Raw genomic sequence first — 18,211 nt, 5'->3', positions numbered from 1 at the left:
GCACTCACATCGTTGCGGTCTTTTTAAATAGATCTTTTTGCTACGGCGATTTTAACAAACCATTAATGTACTGTTCACCTATCAAAATGTATGATCTATGATTTCAGCTCCTTAATTCATATTGTCTATTCTACATGGAGGGATATGTGTGAATAGATGGCTAATGGCGGTAATGGTGTTCATGAGACTTACACTGCCGAGGTGTTCAAATGATGATGTATCAGGAGAAAAGCCGCAGAAAGTTTGGATAGAAATTAACACAGTAATAGGGAACCCAACACCAAAAGATTTCCTGGGAAACGCTGAAGCGGATATATTTGTTCTTGATGACATTGTTTATTCTAATATGCAGGATGTGGATTGGGTGCAAGTTTTATATTATATGGTTGGGGAACAAGTTGCAGAAATGGTCGCCATTCATTTCATCAGGTCTAAAGGACATCATTATCACCTAGGAATACGCTTTCGATTATAGACATTCCTGCCCTATAAGCCTTCTTTAGCAAGTAATCAGCTAGTGGTATATGCTAAGATGTAATTAATATTGGGAATAAAAATACTTTATTAAGGAGACACATTATGAAAGTGAAATTAGAAGATGTTGCGAAGGTAGCAGGCGTATCTCCAACTACAGTATCTCGAGTGTTGAATAATAGAGGGTATATTAGTGAACAGACGAAAGAAAAAGTGCAAAATGCGATCAAAGAATTGAATTACTACCCCAATGACGTTGCTAGGTCTCTGTTCAAAAAGAGAACGAATTTTATTGGACTAATCGTCCCGACGGTTAGTAATCCTTTTTTTGGTGAATTATCGTTGTATATTGAGAATATCTGCTCTTCTTTAGGTTATAAAATTATTCTTTGCAATAGTTCAGGGCAACTTGAAAAAGAGAAAGCATATTCGACGATGCTGATTCGACATCAAGTAGATGGTATCATTGTCTGTTCATATAACCGGGGAATCGATACTTATAAGTATCCAAAGCTTCCAATTGTTGCGATTGACCATTACTTGGCACCTACAATACCCGTAGTGGGTTCTGATAATTACATGGGTGGCAAATTGGCGGTTCAGCATTTAATTGATCGTGGCTGTCGTTCAATTATTCATATTAACGGTCCTCTTGAATTAGAAACACCTGCACAATATAGAAGAAAAGCCTATGAGGATCTGGTCGAAAACCCCATTACATATGAGATACAGTTTGATGATGAGGATATTGTATTATCAATCAGAAAAATTTTAGTCGAACGTCCTGAAACAGATGGTATTTTTGCCAGTGATGATTTAATGGCGGCTGCCTGTTTGCAAGTAGCTAGGGAATTGAATATTCGGGTTCCGGAGCAATTAAAGGTCATTGGCTATGATGGAACGAAAACGACGAGAAGCTTTTTACCTCAGCTCACGACGATTAAACAACCGATTGAGGAAATTGCTAAAACATCTGTGGAAAAATTGATGGATATGATCGATAATTCTGAACTTACAGGCCCCTATGAAACAGCGTTGCCTGTTCAGTTGTTAATCAATGAGACAACCTAATTTTCATAAGATTAGGTTTTTAAAATTTATTTTATGTCAAGCGGTTGACATATGAAAGCGGTTGACATATTATTAACTCACAAATCGAAAAACATTTAAGGGGGCTATGCATAGAAATGACCACTGATACAAAAACAAACGTACCTCATAAGAAACAAAGTTTGTTACGGTATATGATTCAAAATTACACGCTGTATTTATTTTTAGCCCCTGCGATTATTTTAACAATTATCTTTAAGTATATTCCGATGTACGGGTCTATTATTGCTTTTAAAGATTTTAGTCCTATGAAAGGCATATGGGGAAGTGATTGGGTAGGATTCGAGCATTTTACAAAGTTTTTAACGTCCCCCAACTTTGGAGACATTTTCATGAATACGCTTAAATTAAGTGTTTATGGCCTGGTGTTAGGATTTCCGGTACCGATTATTCTAGCATTAATGTTAAATCAGGTGAAACGAGCATCCATTAAAAAAAATATTCAACTAGTTCTGTATGCACCGAATTTTATCTCGGTTGTTGTCATTACAGGGATGCTGTTTATCTTCTTATCACCAACAGGACCCATTAATGCGATTTTATCGTTTTTCATGGACAAGCCGATTTCGTTCATGTCTGATCCAGATGCATTTGTATCCATCTATATTCTTTCGGGTATTTGGCAAGGTGCAGGTTGGGCTTCCATCATTTATGTGGCAGCGCTTTCTAATGTGGATCCTCAGCTACATGATGCAGCAACCATTGACGGAGCATCATTGTTGCAAAGAGTAAAGCATATCGATCTTCCAACATTAAAACCGATGATGGCTGTTCTATTTATTCTTGCGGCAGGTGGAATCATGGGCATTGGATTTGAGAAAGCCTATTTGATGCAAACCGCCATGAATATTCCAACGTCTGAAATTATTGCAACCTATGTTTACAAAGTGGGGCTACAAGCCGGAGACTATGCGTACTCATCGGCAGTCGGATTATTTAACTCCATTATCAATGTGATTTTGCTTATTTTTGTGAACTACGTGGTTAAAAAACTTAATGAAGGTGAAGGTCTTTATTAAAAGGGGGACAAGGTAGAGATATGAATTATTCGAAAAAAGATCGATTTCTGCTCATGATAAATAAGTATGTCCTCATTATTGCGACGTTGATTATTCTGTTGCCATTGCTCTATGTGCTGTTAGCTTCGTTTTTAGAACCTAACGTCTTGCTAAGCAAAGGCATATCGTTCAATCCGGACGATTGGAGTGTGCAAGGCTATGTAAAAATTTTGCAAAACGAAGCGATTATTAGAGGGTTCTTTTACTCGATTCTGTATTCAGTTGGATTTGCATTGTCGACAGTTATTGTTTCCGTACTAGCTGCTTATCCATTATCGGTTGAGGGCTTTAGAGGTACGAAAGTCATTATGATCTTCTTCCTCATCACGATGTTTTTCAGTGGTGGTTTAATCCCTACGTATTTAGTGGTCAAGGATCTAGGGATGTTAAATAGCATATGGGCTATTATTTTGCCAGGTGCGATTAGTGTCTGGAATATTATTTTAGCTAGAACGTATTTCAAAGCCATTCCTAAGGAACTCCAAGAAGCGGCAAAAATCGATGGGGCATCTGATTTACTTATATTCTTCAAGATTATTTTACCGCTATCTAAACCGATTATTTTTGTTCTTGCCTTATATGCCTTTGTAGGGCAATGGAATTCTTATTTTGACGCCATGATTTACTTAGAGGATGCTAAATTGCATCCATTGCAATTAGTATTACGTTCTATACTTATTCAAAATGAGGTGCAGCCAGGAATGATTGGCGACCAGCTTGCCATGGCAGAGTTGAAAAAGATGTCGGAAATGATTAAATACTCATCTATTATTCTTTCTAGTTTACCTCTAATCATTATGTATCCTTTCTTCCAGAAGTATTTTGAAAAAGGCGTAATGGTTGGTTCAATAAAATAAAAAAATGGGGGTTTTAGTATGAAGAAGAGCAACAAAGCACTAGCAGCTTTACTCGTTACGGGGTTATTATTTGCGGGATGTAGCAAGGATAGTGGTACGTCATCTGAAGAATATGAGCTGAAAGATGTCACATTTCCATTGGAAGAAGCAGTAAGCTTAAAATTCATGACACAAAGCTCACCTTTAGCACCGACAGATCCGAATGACAAGTTAATTTACAAACGATTAGCGGAAAAAACGGGTGTCAATATTGAATGGAAAAACTATACGAGTGATTCGTTTATTGAAAAGAGAAACTTGACGGTTGCGAGTGGTGATTTACCAGATGCAATTTTAGATGCTGCCTATAGTGACTATGATCTTCAAAAGTTAGGGAAGGATGGCACGATTATTCCTGTGGAAGATCTCATCGACCAGTACATGCCTAACTTTAAAAAAGTATTGGAGGAAAGACCGGAATACAAATCTATGATTACGACAGCAGACGGTCATATTTATGCTTTTCCATGGATTGAGGAATTGGGCGAAGGGAAAGAAAGTATTCACTCCATTGATACATTCCCATGGATTAACGTGGAGTGGCTGAACAATTTGGGATTGGACATGCCAACCAATGCAGAAGAGCTAAAAGAAGTGTTGCTAGCCTTCAAAAGTGACGATCCAAACGGCAATGGTCAAGCAGACGAAATCCCACTTTCTTTCATCATTAACAAAGGTGGGGAGGATCTTGCGTTTTTGTTCAATCCATTTGGCTTGGGTGATAACTGGGATCATACAGTCGTTTCCAATGAAGGTGAAGTCGTTTTTACCGCAGCTGAAGAAGGCTATCGTGATGCCATGATGTATTTTGCTGACCTCTATAAAAATAACTTAATTGATGAAGAAGCTTTCGAACAAGACTTCAATACGTATGTGGCTAAAGGGAAAGACGAGAAGTTCGGTCTATATTTCACATGGGATAAAGCTAATATTAGTGGCGATAACGATAAATATGAGCTAATGCCCCCACTCGCTGATGCTGAAGGCAATGTCCATGTTGCACGTACAAACGGAATGGGCTTTGACCGAGGCAGAATGGTTATTACAAGTGCCAATAAAAACTTGGAGTTAACGGCCAAATGGATTGACCAACTTTATGATCCAGTGCAATCTGTGCAAAATAACTGGGGCACTTATGGCGATACAGAGCAACAAAATATCTTTGAGTTTGACGAAAGTGCCAATATGCTAAAACATCTTCCATTGGAAGGAACTGCACCTGGCGAGCTAAGACAAAAAACAAATATTGGCGGACCATTAGCTATTCTCGATGGATACTATGGCACTGTTACGACAAAACCAGATGATGCAGTAGGCAGACTGAATTTAATGAAGGAAGTCATGTCGCCACATATGTATGCCGACAATATATATCCAAAAGTATTTTTCTCTCTTGATGAGTTAAAAGAACTATCGACGATCGAAGCAGATTTATTCGCTTATGTCCACAGAAAGCGAGCAGAGTGGATTAAAACTGGAAAAGCTGAAGACGAGTGGGATGAGTATTTAGCAGAGCTAGATCGATTGAAGTTCCCTACATGGCTACAAATTAAACAAGATGGTTATGACCGAAATTCAAACTAACAGAGGAGGAAATAGTGATTGACTACTAATAATCTTGAGAAGTATAGACCAACCTTACACTTTGCACCACAGAAAAATTGGATGAATGATCCGAACGGAATGGTTTATTTTAAAGGTGAATATCATTTATTCTTTCAGCATAATCCAAATGACAGCGTATGGGGCCCTATGCATTGGGGCCATGCTGTCAGCAAGGATATGATTGACTGGCAGGAGCTTCCGATTGCGTTATATCCAGATGAACTAGGGACCATTTTTTCAGGAAGTGCCGTAGTCGATTGGCATAATACATCAGGTTTTTTCCCGGATGAGCCAGGAATTGTAGCGATTTTTACGCATCATTTGGATAAGGCTGATGGAACGCCGGCCATTCAAACCCAAAGTCTTGCTTATAGTCATGACCAGGGGCGAACGTGGACGAAGTACGAAGGGAATCCTGTACTCGGGCACCCAACAAAAGTAGATTTTAGGGATCCGAAAGTATTTTGGCATGCGGAAACGAAAAAGTGGCTGATGACGTTAGCAACAGGACAAACGGTAACTTTTTACTCGTCACTGAATTTAATAGACTGGCAGTTTGAAAGCGAGTTTGGCGATAATATTGGTTCTCATGACGGCGTTTGGGAATGTCCTGATCTATTTGAATTAGCCGTGGACAATAGTGAAAAGAAGAAGTGGGTATTGTTGGTCAGTATTGGGGACAACCCTCAATTTGATAGTGGTTCAAGAACGCAATACTTTATAGGTTCTTTTGATGGCTCTACTTTTACAGCTGACAACCAAGAGATTCAGTGGCTAGACTTTGGTAAAGACAATTACGCTGGAGTGAGTTTTTCAGATATTCCTTCGGAGGATGGTCGAAGAATCTATCTGGGCTGGATGAGTAATTGGCGCTATGCCAACGAAGTACCAACTGAGGGTTGGAGAAGTCAGATGACGCTACCGAGAACGTTAGCGCTACAACATGTTGGAGATCAGTTGCTGGTCGTTCAAAATCCTGTTAAGGAGCTAGATCCATACTTTACGAAAGTTGTTGAAATTGATGATGTATTGATCAACAGTGAAGAGCGAAAAACATTTGCTGTCGATAGGTCGAGTGTGGAGATTGTTTTAGCGATTGATAATCATGACGCGAAGCAATTCGGTGTCGTGGTATCTCATACGGAAAGTCAAAAAACGGTGCTTACGATAGACACAGAGACAAATCGTGTCACGTTGGATCGAAAGTATTCGGGAGAGATCACATTCTCGGAAAACTTTTCGAATCGTCAAGAGTTGAATTTGCAGGCTACAAATCAGGTGAAATTGCGTATTATTGTAGATTCTTCTTCTATTGAAATATTCTTGAATGAGGGTGCTTATGCTGTAACGAGCTTGATTTATCCGGATAAGGTCTGTGAAGAAATTGTCTTATTCGCATCAGGCGGAGCTATCGAGCTAACAAATAGCTATATTTCAGCATCCCACTCATGATACGTAGTAGAGAGGAGAATTTATCTTGCTAGGTGCAATTGAAGCAGGTGGAACAAAGTTTGTCTGTGCCGTGGGGGATATGGGTTTCAATGTGATTGAGCAAATTGAAATTCCAACAACAACCCCTGTGGAGACAATGAAGAAAGTACAGGGATTCTTTCAACGATTTGATATTCAAGCGCTAGGTGTGGGGGCATTTGGTCCGGCTGATATTAACCCAAACTCTACGAATTACGGCTGCATTACAACGACACCTAAAGTAGCGTGGCAGCATTTTAATATCCTATCATCGTTAAAAGAGCACTTGGATGTTCCGATGGTGTTCGATACAGATGTCAATATTGCGGCGTTGGGAGAGGCGAAGTTTGGGGCAGCCCAAGATGTCGACAGTTGTATTTATATGACAGTTGGAACGGGAATCGGCGTGGGCGCGGTGAATAATGGCAAGATGCTGCAAGGAATCAGTCACCCTGAGATGGGGCATATCATGGTTAGAAGGCATCCTGAAGACTCTTTTGAGGGGGTTTGTCCATTCCACCAAGATTGTTTAGAGGGATTGGCTGCTGGACCAGCGATTGAAAAGAGATGGAATGAAAAAGCCGTGTTGCTGAAAGAGCGGACTGAAGTGTGGGAAATCGAAGGCTATTATATAGCGCAAGCGTTAATGACGTATATTCTAACGCTATCACCCGAAAGAATTATTTTAGGTGGTGGCGTGATGAAGCAAAGACAAGTGTTGCCCGTGATTTACAAACATCTGCAAGCGATGAATAATCATTACTTGGCTTTCCCGCAGCTAGAAGATCAGATTGCTGATTATATTGTCACACCTGGTATTGAAGGGTTGTCGGCGATTAAAGGTGCGTTTTATTTGGCGAAGGCTGAGTTGGGCGAGGGGAGTAGCCGGTAAATGTCGAGAGTCGCTGGTAAAGTCCGTGAAGTCGCCGGTAAATGTCGAAACTCGCTGGTAAACCCATGATACGAAGAACTGGCCCGTCCTTTCATTGAAAAGGACGGGTTCTTTTACGTTCCATCATGAAGAGCAGGATGCCTGATGAGAATTGTAAGGCGGCACCGATAACCATAACAATCAAGAGAATGGTGTATGGTACTGTCGTTACACGTAGTCCTGCGAGTGATTGCTGGTCGAAAAAATGATAATGGAATAGCAGGGCTAGGTTCAATGTGAGCAAACCGAAAGCCAGTAGGAAATACTTGCGTATTTGCTGCCGTTGTTCAGGCTTTGCAAAGAGTAGAAACTCGACTAGACAGAGTGCTAAAAGATTTATCATTGATTGCCATAAGGTATAGAGCGCTGAAAGATCTCCTTTGTGCTTACTATGTACATATAGGGAGAGAAACAATCTTAGATAAAAGAAAATTCTGAACTTTATTGCAACCAAAGCGTCTAAAGCACAGGGCTTATCCGAGAGGGAGTAGGAGGATTACAATGAAGGTAGCGTTCTTTGACAGGGATGGAACGATTATTGAAGACTATCCAGATCACGAATGGACACACATCGACAATCCAGTGTTTCTTGCTGATGCAATTGAAACATTGAGAAGTGTAAATCAACATGGCTATGAAATTATCATTATTACGAACCAGTATTTATTAAATGAAGGATTTATATCGTTTGAACAGTATGAGGATATTACGGAAAAGATAATGGATGAGCTAACTCGTCAGGGAGTGAAAATCTTAGATATATTTTACTGTCCGCATAGCAGGACAGAGGGGTGCACCTGCATTAAACCTCAAACTGGGATGATTACAGAGGCTATAAAGAAATACACTGGCATAAATATTGACGAATCTTTTATAATTGGTGATTCAATAGTAGATGTTGAATTAGCTATCAATATGGGGATGAGGGGGTTTGGAATAGGAGTGGGTTCTTCCTATATTAATGAAGGAGTTTATGAAATCAAAAACTTAAAAGACTTACTTGGTTATTTATAATATAATCACCCGTTTGAGGGAGAGGGTACTTTGAAACAACTATTTCTATCAATTTTATTTGTAGCGATTTTATTATTATTATTATTATTATTATCTGGATGTCAAAGCAAAGAATTGCTATTTACCGGTGAAGGCGATCAATGGTTAGGGACAATCACAGTTAGTCAGACTGGTGGAGATGAAATCTATACAATTCAACTCAACTACAGGGGCGATGACTTGAAAGCCATTGACACGTTCGGTTATCGTGTGGAATCAAGTCATAATGGAGCGTTAGAATACAGTGCAAACGAGATTTTATTAAACGAAAAAGGCATATACAAAGGAAAGATGCTAAGTTCTAATAGTCCTTCTACGACTAGTGAAGATGAGTTAATGCTAGAAGTGAGTTGGAATGATAAAAGTGAAAAACTTGTGTTGAAAAACAAATAATGAAGGTTACACATACCATCGGATTCCACAAATTTATAGGTATATCTATATTACGAAAAAGCCAGTCAACTCTCTGACTGATTTTAAATGCAGGGCATAACAGGTACCTGGAGAAATGCTTTAGTTCAATTGTTGAGTTAATTGATTTAATCCATCAGCAATCGTTGCAACTTGTGATGATGCACTTGATATTTCTGTTAATACATTTATGAAAGAATCTATTTCATTTTCAATCAATTTATTCTGGTGCTTGTTTATTCGCATCGAATTTATTATTTCTTCAAACACGAGATTTGTCTCCGCCATTATATTAGATCCGATTTGAATAATATTATATCTTGAAGATAAAACATTATTTACTTGGATTTTTGTTTCGGAAAGTAAGTTTGATACGTCAATAATCGATTTTTTGTTTGCTCTGATGGTTTACGCATTTCATTTGCAACTACGCCAAATCCTCTTCCATGCTCACCTGTACGTGCAGATTCAATAGAAACATTCAATGCTAATAGATTCGTTTGATCTGAGATTGACTTAATAATATTCTCCACACTTCTTTTTGTGTGTTCTAAGCTAACCTACTCTCAATAATTGAATTCTTCCGAGCGGATGAATTGAACATGCAGTATTCATAAACAGCTAGAAATTCTTATTATACTAAGGGTTTCTGGCTGTTTTGTTTTCACTTTTGATATGTTTTATTACGATACTCATTCAAATCATAACGTCATTACGCAAAAGATTACCGGTGTCTTGCAGGCTGTCATGCGGATAATTGTTTTAATGTCACTGGCATCTCGTTGACTGAAAATAAAGATATGTATCCCTACACGTTTACAGTATAATTTAAACAATGTGTTTTATAAATGAGGTGATGTTCAGTTGTTTGACTTGCTGGTTATAATGCTGGAGCGTGTTGGTATGATTGTTGCGGTTGCTTTCATTTTGACTCGTTTTCAGTTTTTTAAAAACTTGGTGCATCGTGATAAATTGAATCGCAGGCAGGAGATTACGGCGATTTTGTTTTTTGGCTTTTTTGGTATTGTGGGCACGTATTTTGGGGTCGCGCTTAATATGAATACATTGCATTTTACTAGTGTTGCAACGGTATTAACGTCGGAGGAGGCCATAGCGAATTCACGTGTCATTGGAGTGGTTGTCGCTGGTTTGTTAGGTGGTTACCGCGTGGGAATTGGTGCTGGGCTGATTGCGGGTATCCATCGTATGACGTTGGGCGGATTTACGGCCATTTCTTGTGGACTGTCTACCATTATTGCAGGTGTGGTCGCCGGTGCTTTTTATCGAAAAGGGAAAGCGCTTAAACCGCTTACTGTTTTTGGCATCGGGGCACTTGCGGAAGCGATGCAAATGTCTATGATTCTGTTAATATCCAGACCATTTGAGCAAGCGGTTTCATTGGTAGAGGTCATTGGGCTACCAATGATTTTGGCAAATGGTGTTGGAACTGCGCTATTTCTATTGATTGTCCATAATGTGATCAGTGAACAAGAGAAAGTGACGGCATTGCAGGCGCAGAAAACGTTGCGCATTGCGAATCAGACCCTTGGTTATTTGCGGAAAGGTATGAACGCAGATACGACACAAACAGTTTGCGATATTCTGTTTTGTGAATTAAAGCCCAGTGCTGTCGCCATGACCAATCAAACGCATATTCTTGCGCATGTCGGGATTGCCAGTGATCATCATAAGGTAGGCACCCCGATTCGGACGGATGAAACGAAGGATGTCATTCATCATGGCAAGTTGGTTGTTGTCAATGACGGCACCATTCACTGCGATTATCCAGGCTGTCGATTAGGAGCAGCCGTCATTGCACCACTTATTCGGCGCGGCGAAACGATTGGCACGTTGAAACTGTACTATCCATCTGAAAAAGTCATTACAGATGTAAGTATCGAATTAATTGCCGGATTAAGCTCGCTATTGAGTAACCAGCTAGAAATTGCCGAAACAGATCGCGCCTACCAATTGGCGAAAGAGGCTGAAATCAAAGCGTTACAAGCACAAATCAGTCCCCACTTTTTATTTAACTCCATGAATATTATTGTGTCGCTGATTCGTACGGATCCGGATCAAGCACGGAAACTACTGACGTCATTGTCCTACTTTTTGCGACAAAACGTTACAGGTACAACCGCATCTCAAATAACACTTGAACAAGAGTTATTGCATGTTAAAGCGTATTTAGAAATTATAGAAGCACGATTTATAGATCGGTTGACCATTTCGTATGACGTTGATGATCATTTATTACAAGAAAAAATTCCACCCTTCACCTTACAGCCCATCGTTGAAAATGCCATCCATCATGGCATTAATGATATGGAGAAAAATAGTGTGGTGCACATGACGGTGCGTGATCTTGGCGCGGAAATTGAAATTAAGGTGGAAGACAACGGCAAAGGAATAGCACCTGGGCGACTAGCGGTTTTGGGCACGATGCAGTTGGAGTCTGAAACGGGAACTGGCGTAGGGCTATTTAATATCAATCGTCGCTTACAAATGACGTTTGGCGAACAAGCTGCTTTATCGATTGCAAGCATAGAGAATGAAGGAACAGCTATTTCATTTCGAATTCCTAAATGGGGGGGAAGTGTCTAATGGGGACGATCCGTACTTTGATCGTAGACGACGAACGATATGCACGTGATGAATTAACGTATTTACTAAGCAAGTTTCCAAGCGTTCAAGTGGTTGGGGAGGCCGAGAGTGGGGAAGCGGCTGTTTTAAAAGCATTACAACTTCAGCCAGATGTTGTTTTTTTGGATGTCGAGATGCCTAAGATGAATGGCATTGAGGTGGCTAAAACGTTGGTAGAATTAAAAAAAGTGCCACTTATCATTTTTGCAACGGCTTATCCACAATTCGCGGCGGAAGCCTTTCGCATTAACGCGATCGATTATTTATTAAAACCGTATGACGAGGAGCAGTTAAAGCAAACGATAGAGCGAATTGTCAAGACGTTACATCCGGCGCCGTCAGTTGATAACACAGAGAAACCTGGGAAGTTGGCAGTGGAAACAGATGGCGACATCGATTATATTTTGCCACAGGATATTTTGTATATTTATCGAGATGAAAAAGTAACAAAAATTATTACGCAAACGGATGATTATGAAGTGAGGACAACGTTGAAGGAGTTGGAAAGTCGCTTAGTACCTTTCTCTTTTTTTCGGATTCATAAAGGCTATCTCGTTAACCTGAAGTACGTCAGCCGATTAACGCCATGGTTTAATGGGGCCTATCAGCTGGAATTGGAAGGTTTGGATGCAAAGCTGTCGGTCAGTAGAAATTACGTGAAAGATTTACGGCAGCGTTTGGAATTGTAGTGACATGTTATCCATCTCTATTTACATGTTAAACTCTTAAACTGACATGTTGTGCCCAAAAACATCTATTTTAGAAGATTTGCCATACACTAAATATATGGAATGGTAAAAGAGATAGATCAAATAGGGGGTATGACATGATTACATTTTTTAGCGCAATTTTACTATTAGTTGTTGGATATTTCACGTATGGGAAATTCATTGAAAAGATTTTCGATCCTACGGATGCACGGAAAACACCTGCGTATGCCAATGCGGATGGCATTGACTACGTGCCGATGCACAAACAAAAGAATGCGTTAATCCAACTATTAAATATAGCTGGAACAGGTCCGATTTTCGGTCCGATTATGGGGGCGTTATTCGGTCCCGTTGCTTTCTTATGGATTGTGTTTGGAGCGATTTTCGCGGGAGCTGTTCATGACTATTTAACGGGTATGATCTCCATTCGTAACAAAGGTGCGCATATTCCGGAGCTTGCTGGAAAGTTCTTAGGTAACGTTTCCAAGCATATTGTAAACGTTTTCGCACTTTTACTTCTACTATTAGTTGGAACTGTATTTGTAACAACACCGGCATCTTTATTGGCAATATTAATGAATGGTAAAATAGCGGTAGGAATATTGATTACAGTCATTTTTGCTTATTATTTCTTATCTACAATTCTTCCGATTGATAAAATTATCGGTAGATTATACCCGTACTTTGGGGCTGTGTTATTAATTGGTACTGTTGGGGTTGGAGGGGCTTTACTGTTCTCGGATTATACAATTCCAGAACTGACGTTAGCGAACTTACACCCGGATAATCTTCCAATTTTCCCGATTTTATTCTTTACAATTACATGTGGTGCGCTATCTGGCTTCCACGCAACACAGTCGCCAATTATTTCTAGAACAACTCAAAAAGAATCACAAGGTCGTTATGTATTCTACGGCATGATGATTACAGAAGCGGTCATTGCGATGATCTGGGCTGCTGCGGCAATGAGTCTATTAGACGGACAAACATTAAGTGAATTCATCAAATCAGGCACACCTTCTTCAGTAGTCAATGAAGTGTCCATGACATTGTTAGGAGCTATTGGTGGAACAATCGCGGTATTGGGGGCTGTCGTACTGCCGATTACATCGGGTGATACAGCGTTCCGTGCAGCACGTTCAATCATTGCGGATTATCTGAAGATTGACCAGAAAAAAGTGGCGAAACGTTTGATGATAGCTGTGCCATTGTTCGCGGTATCTGCTTTACTAACGCAAATTGACTTCAACCTTCTGTGGAGATACTTCTCTTGGGCGAACCAAGCAACCGCGGCGATTGCGTTGTGGATTGCGACGATGTATCTGTTCGTTAAAGGTAAGAACTACTTTGTATCGCTCGTCCCGGCACTGTTCATCAGCTATATGGTCTTTGTCTATATCTTAAACGCCAAGATTGGATTTAGCCTAGACTTGCAGCTATCCTACTACATTGGAATCGTCTTAACGGCTATTTTGGCAGTGCTGTTCTTTGTGAAAGCGAAGCATAATAGAGCGAATAAGATTGAGACGGATATTGTGGTGGATAATGTGGACGTGAATGAAAGAAAGTTGGCTTGAATAATGATTTAAAGCTTGTTGAGGAACCAAATTGGTTTCTCAACAAGCTTTTTTTGTGGTGAAATAGGGGGAGCATGAACTTCTAATCCCTTGATTACTAGAAGTTTAAGATTGGATTTTCAACAGGTATACTTACTAATAATGAAGGTAAGGAGGAGAGATAGATGGACACACGTATTATTGAGGTTGAGGCATTTACGGTGAGAGGATTTGGATTGAGGGGGCCGCTGTCTGACATACCGGGTATATGGGATGTATTGAATGCACAACTGGCTGAAAAAAGTATTGTAGCGGAAGAATCATTCGGGCTTTGTTTGGCGATGAAGGATCGGGAAATTCACTATCTTGCGGGCATTCAATCGGAGCTTGGAGATGGACTTGTTGAGGCGGAAGAAGCTGTTGTACCCGCTGGTAAATTCCTTGTTGCTGCGGTAGAAGGTGGAGTTTCCGCCATTTCCATAACGTTTACTGCATTGATGCGCATGGAGGGCATTCAAATGCGCAATAGCATTAGCTTGGAGCGCTATATTCATCCAGTAGGTTCGGAGGGCTATGAGATAGAGGTTTGGCTGCCGATTGAGTAAGTTTCGCGGGTGCTAGGCCACTGAAACCATTCGCGTTCTTCTGCGAATAGTAGCGGTGTAGTCCCATGCTCGCGCCTATTGACTCACACCTAACGGATAGGTTTATAGTTATTAAAGAAGGAGGGGTGTTCATGCTGTCGATTGGAAAAACGGCTCGCCTTGTAGGTGTCACGGTGAAAGCCATAAAGCATTATGAAGAAATGGGACTTATTAAACCTGCTTTCATTAATCAAGAAACAGGCTACCGTTTTTATTCGCAAATGGAGCAACAACAACTAGTTCGGATCAAAACATTGAGGCGATTTGGGGTATCCCTCTCGGCTATTCTCGCGGAAGGAGACGGACAAATGGAGTCGTTGTTAGTGAAAAGGAGACAGCAAATCGAGCTCGAAATGGAGGGTTTGAGTCAGACGATGGAAGCGATTGAAAGTTATTTAAACAAGGGGGAGTCTTATATGGAAACAAGAATTGTTGAAATGGAAGAAATGACAGTAAAGGGGTATGGATTAATAGGACCTGTTGCACAAATTCCTGCCGAATGGGAAAAGTTAAATGTGGAAATTGCCAATAAAGGCGTCGTCGTGGAAGAGTCTTTTGGAGTTTGTCTGAAGATGGAGGGAGAGGAAATCCACTATATCGCTGGTATCCAATCGAATCTCGCTGAAGGCTTCCCGAATACGCAAGAGGTTGTTATCCCTTCAGGTAAATTCATCGTTGCTACGGTCGAGGGAGGCATTCCAGGGATTCCCGCTACGTACGATGCTATTATTAAGATGAAGGATATCCAACTGCGGGAGTGCTATGATTTTGAGCGATATGTCTATCCCGCAGGAGCAACTGAGGATGTTATTGAGATTTGGATGCCGATTGTGTAAAGGTGTAAGGAGAAGAGATCCCGGTGTAGTCCTGGATTTCTTTTTTTATGTAGTGGACACTATTGTTAACGAACGGACTTGGCAGTATGAACGTCCTCTTGAGTTGAAGAAATAATAAGTTCTTATTTCTTGTTGACTCTCACGTTACGTCATACTTTATAGTTAGTTTAAAGGGAGGCCATGAGTGATGAAAGTGAAAGAAGTATCACAGTTAACCGGTGTCAGTGTGCGCACACTCCATCATTATGATGACATTGGATTGCTAACGCCGGATAATTCGACGGAGTCGGGCTACCGACTGTATTCCGACGATAATTTGGCAACGCTGCAGCAAATATTGTTCTTTCGTGAACTCGGCTTTTCTTTGAAGAGGATTAAAGAGCTGCTGGATAGTCCCGCATTTAATCGCCAGGAGGCTTTTGAAATGCAGCGAGAAATGTTGCTAGATAAACGCAAGCAGCTCGATAGTATGATTGCAACGATTGACAAGACCATTCAACAAGGAAAAGGGGAATATGCAATGACGAACGAAGAGAAGTTTAAAGGCTTTGACTTTAGCCACAATCCATATGAACAAGAAGCAAGGGAGCGTTGGGGTGACAAGGCAGTAGACGAATCAAACAAAAAAGTTGCACAGTTTGGACCTGAAATTCAGAAGGAGATGAACCGCATCTACTTTAATCTTGCCGCGCTTCGCAACACATCTCCAGAATCAGACGAAGCACAGGAGGCAATTGGCGATTGGTTCAACATGCTAAATACTAATTTTGGAACGTACTCACTTGAGGCATTTAAAGGACTCGGTGAAATGTATGTGGATGATGAACGGTTTACGAAGAATATTGATAAGTTTGGGGAGGGGTTGGCGAGGTTTATGTGTGCGGCTATGGGGGTCTATGGAAAGAATAATGGTCATCCCTCTTAAACGAGGGATGTGGATTGAAATAATCTCCGCACACACTATAGGGTAAAACAAAAAAATGATAGCTTTCTGCCTAACCGCAGAAGGCTATCATTTTTTATTGTAAAAACATAGCACACTGTACACTTACTCTCCCACAAACCCAATATGCTTTCTCTCCTCCTGCGGATTGTCCCGCTTCAACGATACCAACAAAAAATTCAACTGTGACACATGCTGTAACAATTCAACAGGTGCATTGTTGTTCGTGAGGAATCCTTTAAACATTATTAACCTTGTGCCAATAAAGCCAATTCCGGTGATGTTGACGGTCACGGTCTGCCCGAATGATGTAAGCATGAGTCCGACTTCTTGGTCATGATTCAGTTTGCGATTGTAGGCATTGACAGCTGCAACGACTTGGTTAGCGATAGTTGCAGCGTCGTTGTCAGATGCTGGTGTAAGTTGTGGGATTTCCGGTGAATTATTTATCATCTTAATCACTTCCTTTTATTGGAGTTTTGATGGACACAAGTTATTGAGGCTGTTAGTATGTATGTACCCTGAAAGTTGCGGATTGAAAACATTTTGATAGAGTGCTCTGTGTAGTAAACGACACATTTAGTTTTAAATATTTTCAAGAATATGAAACTCTTAGCTAGTGAAAGACGTATAATTAAGTATGGAGATTACGAGTTTATAAAATGTTTGGATTGTCTGTTGCGAACTAGGTCTCGGGGCTTAGGAAGTTTCCAACTATAGCCGGTTTAGTTTGCTATTCAAAAAGTACATAGTAGATGTAATAGATTGTGGGGGTTGATTGTCGTGGGGAAAACCATATATATTGTCTTAACGGATACAGGAACGTTGCTGTCGAAGGCGATTGGACTGTACACGCGAAAGGATTTGAATCACGCTTCAATCGCTTTTGACGAGCAATTGAATGAGGTGTACAGCTTTGGACGGAAGCAGCGGCATAATCCTTTTGTAGGTGGTTTTGTGAAGGAGGATGTGGCTGAGGGGATATTCCGTGAGGCAGATTGTATGATTTTTAGCTGTGAGGTTAGTGAAGAGGAATATCATAGGATGCGCAAGAAGATCCGCCAAATTGAACGCCGTAAAGAGCAGTATAAGTATAATTTTATCGGGCTGTTTGCGGTTGCGTTAAATATTGGTATCGAGCGTGATCGTGCATTTTTCTGTTCGCAGTTTGTGGCAACGGTGGTCAATGAAGGTGGCGTGCGGATGTTTGCGATTCAGCCGAATATGGTACAGCCCCATCATTTTACAAAGGTTCCTTTTTTAATACAGGAGTTTGAAGGCGATTTACGGACTTATTTATCTCAAATTAGAGGGCAGCAGGAGCGGCAACCCGTTCGCATAAGCGTGTGGAAGAATTTAGCGTTTCGCTTGCTTGCTTAATACATTCATAACCTACAAGAGAGCAACTTTTCCTATTTGGTGAAGTTGCTTTCTATTTCGTTATGGTTATCAGTATATTCTAATAGAATGCTATAATTTTCGAAAAGGAGGCACTAGAACAGCATATAAAAAACTATAAAAATAGTTGAAAGACTATTGATAGTAAGCATATTTTTTCCGTGCAAAGGGTAAAGGATTTGTACGGAGGTGATTTTGATGATTCTAGGGAAGAAGGTCAGGTTGAAACCGACAAAAGCGCAAGAAATCATCATGTGGAAATCGGTAGGTACCGCGAGATGGGTCTATAATTGGACGCTTGCACGGCAACAGGAAAACTACAAACAGGGTAACAAATTCATATCTGACAATGACTTGAGGAAAGAAATCACTAAAATAAAACAGCTGGATGATTTCAACTGGTTATTTGATGTATCGAACAATGTTGCGAAACAAGCGGTCAAAGATGCATGTGAAGCCTATAAAAAATTCTT

The 18,211-nt window shown here is 40.4% G+C and carries 20 protein-coding genes and 1 pseudogene; 17 read left to right on the top strand and 4 right to left on the bottom strand.

Annotated elements, in window-relative coordinates:
• Window positions 1-148: 148 nt before the first annotated feature.
• The 7 genes from R2B72_RS08695 to R2B72_RS08665 all read left to right on the top strand — a co-directional run bounded on the left by R2B72_RS08695 (window position 149) and on the right by R2B72_RS08665 (window position 7,505).
• Window positions 149-475: a hypothetical protein gene (locus R2B72_RS08695; protein ID WP_318616090.1), complete on the top strand. Its 327-nt coding sequence runs from the start codon at window positions 149-151 to the stop codon at window positions 473-475.
• A gap of 104 nt (window positions 476-579) precedes the next feature.
• Window positions 580-1,545 carry a LacI family DNA-binding transcriptional regulator gene (locus R2B72_RS08690; protein WP_318616089.1) on the top strand — a complete coding sequence of 322 codons (966 nt, stop codon included), beginning with the start codon at window positions 580-582 and terminating at the stop codon, window positions 1,543-1,545.
• A 116-nt stretch (window positions 1,546-1,661) separates the two neighbouring features.
• Window positions 1,662-2,603, top strand: a complete 942-nt coding sequence (locus tag R2B72_RS08685; RefSeq protein WP_318616088.1) for an ABC transporter permease — start codon at window positions 1,662-1,664, stop codon at window positions 2,601-2,603.
• Window positions 2,604-2,623: 20 nt separating this feature from the next.
• On the top strand, window positions 2,624-3,499 hold the full coding sequence (locus R2B72_RS08680; protein ID WP_318616087.1) for a carbohydrate ABC transporter permease: 876 nt from the start codon (window positions 2,624-2,626) through the stop codon (window positions 3,497-3,499).
• A gap of 18 nt (window positions 3,500-3,517) precedes the next feature.
• Window positions 3,518-5,122 (top strand): extracellular solute-binding protein, encoded by a 1,605-nt coding sequence (locus R2B72_RS08675; RefSeq protein ID WP_318616086.1) that lies wholly within the window; start codon window positions 3,518-3,520, stop codon window positions 5,120-5,122.
• Window positions 5,123-5,140: 18 nt separating this feature from the next.
• Entirely contained in the window at window positions 5,141-6,595 is a 1,455-nt protein-coding gene (locus R2B72_RS08670; RefSeq protein ID WP_318616084.1) for a glycoside hydrolase family 32 protein, read from the top strand.
• Between the two features lie 25 nt (window positions 6,596-6,620).
• A complete protein-coding gene (locus R2B72_RS08665) occupies window positions 6,621-7,505 on the top strand; it encodes an ROK family protein (RefSeq protein ID WP_318616083.1) in 885 nt (294 codons plus the stop codon).
• A 91-nt stretch (window positions 7,506-7,596) separates the two neighbouring features.
• Here the strand turns inward: R2B72_RS08665 and R2B72_RS08660 are convergent, their stop codons facing one another.
• The gene (locus R2B72_RS08660) at window positions 7,597-7,887 is read right to left on the bottom strand and encodes a hypothetical protein (protein WP_318616082.1); all 291 of its coding nucleotides are present in this window, start codon (window positions 7,885-7,887) and stop codon (window positions 7,597-7,599) included.
• 158 nt (window positions 7,888-8,045) lie between these two features.
• Between R2B72_RS08660 and R2B72_RS08655 the strand changes: the two genes are divergently transcribed.
• Both R2B72_RS08655 and R2B72_RS08650 read left to right on the top strand, forming a co-directional pair.
• On the top strand, window positions 8,046-8,558 hold the full coding sequence (locus tag R2B72_RS08655) for an HAD-IIIA family hydrolase (RefSeq protein ID WP_318616081.1): 513 nt from the start codon (window positions 8,046-8,048) through the stop codon (window positions 8,556-8,558).
• Between the two features lie 30 nt (window positions 8,559-8,588).
• Window positions 8,589-8,990, top strand: coding sequence for a hypothetical protein (locus tag R2B72_RS08650; protein ID WP_318616080.1), 402 nt, complete (start codon window positions 8,589-8,591; stop codon window positions 8,988-8,990).
• A 120-nt stretch (window positions 8,991-9,110) separates the two neighbouring features.
• Here the strand turns inward: R2B72_RS08650 and R2B72_RS08645 are convergent, their stop codons facing one another.
• Both R2B72_RS08645 and R2B72_RS08640 read right to left on the bottom strand, forming a co-directional pair.
• Window positions 9,111-9,278 (bottom strand): hypothetical protein, encoded by a 168-nt coding sequence (locus R2B72_RS08645; RefSeq protein ID WP_318616079.1) that lies wholly within the window; start codon window positions 9,276-9,278, stop codon window positions 9,111-9,113.
• A 122-nt stretch (window positions 9,279-9,400) separates the two neighbouring features.
• Window positions 9,401-9,529: pseudogene (locus R2B72_RS08640) on the bottom strand (methyl-accepting chemotaxis protein); the annotation flags it as partial.
• A gap of 343 nt (window positions 9,530-9,872) precedes the next feature.
• Between R2B72_RS08640 and R2B72_RS08635 the strand changes: the two are divergent.
• The 6 genes from R2B72_RS08635 (at window position 9,873) to R2B72_RS08610 (ending at window position 16,322) form a co-directional block, all read left to right on the top strand.
• Window positions 9,873-11,612 carry a sensor histidine kinase gene (locus tag R2B72_RS08635; protein WP_318616076.1) on the top strand — a complete coding sequence of 580 codons (1,740 nt, stop codon included), beginning with the start codon at window positions 9,873-9,875 and terminating at the stop codon, window positions 11,610-11,612.
• Window positions 11,612-12,340 (top strand): LytTR family DNA-binding domain-containing protein, encoded by a 729-nt coding sequence (locus R2B72_RS08630; protein WP_318616075.1) that lies wholly within the window; start codon window positions 11,612-11,614, stop codon window positions 12,338-12,340. The genes R2B72_RS08635 and R2B72_RS08630 overlap by 1 nt, the downstream gene beginning before the upstream one ends.
• Before the next feature lie 137 nt (window positions 12,341-12,477).
• Window positions 12,478-13,938 (top strand): carbon starvation protein A, encoded by a 1,461-nt coding sequence (locus R2B72_RS08625; RefSeq protein WP_318616074.1) that lies wholly within the window; start codon window positions 12,478-12,480, stop codon window positions 13,936-13,938.
• A gap of 164 nt (window positions 13,939-14,102) precedes the next feature.
• The gene (locus R2B72_RS08620) at window positions 14,103-14,522 is read left to right on the top strand and encodes a GyrI-like domain-containing protein (protein ID WP_318616073.1); all 420 of its coding nucleotides are present in this window, start codon (window positions 14,103-14,105) and stop codon (window positions 14,520-14,522) included.
• 131 nt (window positions 14,523-14,653) lie between these two features.
• Window positions 14,654-15,397 carry a MerR family transcriptional regulator gene (locus R2B72_RS08615; RefSeq protein ID WP_318616072.1) on the top strand — a complete coding sequence of 248 codons (744 nt, stop codon included), beginning with the start codon at window positions 14,654-14,656 and terminating at the stop codon, window positions 15,395-15,397.
• Window positions 15,398-15,584: 187 nt separating this feature from the next.
• Window positions 15,585-16,322, top strand: coding sequence for a MerR family transcriptional regulator (locus tag R2B72_RS08610; protein WP_318616071.1), 738 nt, complete (start codon window positions 15,585-15,587; stop codon window positions 16,320-16,322).
• Window positions 16,323-16,445: 123 nt separating this feature from the next.
• Here R2B72_RS08610 and R2B72_RS08605 read toward each other — a convergent pair whose 3' ends face one another.
• A complete protein-coding gene (locus R2B72_RS08605) occupies window positions 16,446-16,793 on the bottom strand; it encodes a DUF6173 family protein (RefSeq protein WP_318616070.1) in 348 nt (115 codons plus the stop codon).
• 330 nt (window positions 16,794-17,123) lie between these two features.
• On the opposite strand from R2B72_RS08605, the gene R2B72_RS08600 reads away from it, so the two are divergent.
• Together R2B72_RS08600 and R2B72_RS08595 are read left to right on the top strand one after the other, a co-directional pair.
• Window positions 17,124-17,720 (top strand): hypothetical protein, encoded by a 597-nt coding sequence (locus tag R2B72_RS08600; protein WP_318616069.1) that lies wholly within the window; start codon window positions 17,124-17,126, stop codon window positions 17,718-17,720.
• Window positions 17,721-17,936: 216 nt separating this feature from the next.
• Window positions 17,937-18,211 (top strand): helix-turn-helix domain-containing protein (locus R2B72_RS08595; protein WP_318616067.1); only part of this gene is annotated, 275 nt, incomplete at its 3' end.

This window comes from Sporosarcina sp. YIM B06819, assembly GCF_033485175.1.
Classification (GTDB): domain Bacteria; phylum Bacillota; class Bacilli; order Bacillales_A; family Planococcaceae; genus Sporosarcina.
The sequence above is the reverse complement of the archived record's forward strand: the minus strand, read 5'-3'. Positions and strand labels throughout refer to the sequence as shown.

Coding starts and splice junctions, on each gene's coding strand:
- R2B72_RS08690 (WP_318616089.1), top strand. CDS start 580: ATGAAAGTGAAATTAGAAGATGTTGCGAAGGTAGCAGGCGTATCTCCA.
- R2B72_RS08685 (WP_318616088.1), top strand. CDS start 1,662: ATGACCACTGATACAAAAACAAACGTACCTCATAAGAAACAAAGTTTG.
- R2B72_RS08680 (WP_318616087.1), top strand. CDS start 2,624: ATGAATTATTCGAAAAAAGATCGATTTCTGCTCATGATAAATAAGTAT.
- R2B72_RS08675 (WP_318616086.1), top strand. CDS start 3,518: ATGAAGAAGAGCAACAAAGCACTAGCAGCTTTACTCGTTACGGGGTTA.
- R2B72_RS08660 (WP_318616082.1), bottom strand. CDS start 7,887: ATGATAAATCTTTTAGCACTCTGTCTAGTCGAGTTTCTACTCTTTGCA.
- R2B72_RS08655 (WP_318616081.1), top strand. CDS start 8,046: ATGAAGGTAGCGTTCTTTGACAGGGATGGAACGATTATTGAAGACTAT.
- R2B72_RS08630 (WP_318616075.1), top strand. CDS start 11,612: ATGGGGACGATCCGTACTTTGATCGTAGACGACGAACGATATGCACGT.
- R2B72_RS08625 (WP_318616074.1), top strand. CDS start 12,478: ATGATTACATTTTTTAGCGCAATTTTACTATTAGTTGTTGGATATTTC.
- R2B72_RS08620 (WP_318616073.1), top strand. CDS start 14,103: ATGGACACACGTATTATTGAGGTTGAGGCATTTACGGTGAGAGGATTT.
- R2B72_RS08615 (WP_318616072.1), top strand. CDS start 14,654: ATGCTGTCGATTGGAAAAACGGCTCGCCTTGTAGGTGTCACGGTGAAA.
- R2B72_RS08610 (WP_318616071.1), top strand. CDS start 15,585: ATGAAAGTGAAAGAAGTATCACAGTTAACCGGTGTCAGTGTGCGCACA.
- R2B72_RS08605 (WP_318616070.1), bottom strand. CDS start 16,793: ATGATAAATAATTCACCGGAAATCCCACAACTTACACCAGCATCTGAC.